Origin of the sequence: Micromonospora sp. LOL_024 (assembly GCF_048060415.1) — a bacterium.
In the GTDB taxonomy this organism is placed as follows: Bacteria; Actinomycetota; Actinomycetes; order Mycobacteriales; family Micromonosporaceae; genus Micromonospora.
Map to the genome: position 1 here is coordinate 1 of NZ_JBHMIS010000144.1, position 1,132 is coordinate 1,132.

At 67.0% G+C, this 1,132-nt stretch carries 1 protein-coding gene; it reads right to left on the reverse strand.

The genetic code is table 11. From position 1 onward, the window contains the following. Positions 1-44 precede the first annotated feature (44 nt). Positions 45-1,022, reverse strand: a complete 978-nt coding sequence (locus ACFHWY_RS28600; RefSeq protein WP_416583343.1) for a hypothetical protein — start codon at positions 1,020-1,022, stop codon at positions 45-47. Positions 1,023-1,132 lie beyond the last annotated feature (110 nt).

Sequence of the window (1,132 nt, forward strand, 5' to 3'; positions counted from 1 at the left end):
TGCCAGCCGATCAACCAGAGTGGACATCCGGCCGGCGACTCACCTCAAGCTGAATACGTACGTCCGATGTTCTGCTGGCGTGCGAATGCCTCGGCCCGGAACAAAAGCCGGAATGACCGCTCATGTAGGTTGCCTTGATCGCTGAGGCTGAGCGCTTTGCCGGTCGCCACGAGGGCTTGATCCGCCTTCTGGAACTTCAGCGCGTTCTGGGCGCTGGTGCTCCAGAAGAAGGACTCGTCGTAGAAGTACCACCAGGACTGTGAAGGCCCTTGGTCGGCGGTCGCCGCTTGCAGCGCGGCGTACTCACGATCCAAGAACTCCTGGGACCGGGCGGCCTGGCCATCTGCGGTCAGCGCACGCACGGCGACATCGGCGGCATAGGCGCGGGCGTAGGAACTGCCGCTCTGCTCGGCCCAGGAGGCGGCGGCAACCGCGTGGTCGATGCCGACCCGAGGCTTGCCCTGCCACGTCGCCAGGTGGCTCATCGTGCACAGGATGTAGGTCACCAACTCGACCTCCCGCGCCTCGTGCGCGGCGGCTCTCGCATCGTCGTAGAGGCGCTGGGCCGCGCTGTGGTTACCGAGGTTGAGACATAGCCACCCGGCCAACTGGGTCAGCTCGGCGTATGCCGCAACCGCCCGATCACGTGCTATGCCCGGTGGCGCGAGCCTCGCCTGTTGCTCCGCGATCCGCCGATACGCGAGCGTGGTCGGGAGGGTCGAGCCCGCCCCAAGCACGTCGCCCTGCCTACGCAGGTGGGGCATCATTGCCTCGCAGTGCGCCAGCGTCGCCGGGTCGAACCTGCTGACCTCCGGCACCGACGCGGCCTCCGCGCGGCCGTCGAGCCCTGGCACGTCCATCAGCGGTGTTGCTGCGGCGACCGCCAACGCGGCCGTCAGCTTGCCGAGCATGTCCCGGCGGGCACCGGAGTGCGGTATCCGTTGCATCCACATGACAATGACCTGCGCCAGCTTCCCGAAGTCGATCTCCTCGGGCCGTTGGAGCAGACTAGCGACGTCCACCGCGCCCCCGCCTCGATGCCGGTGTGCCGGCCGAGCAGATTGTGAAGCAGGCCCCGGCAAAGTCGTGACGGTGTCTGACTTGTGAGGCTTGGAGTAGAAGCGCCGCTGTT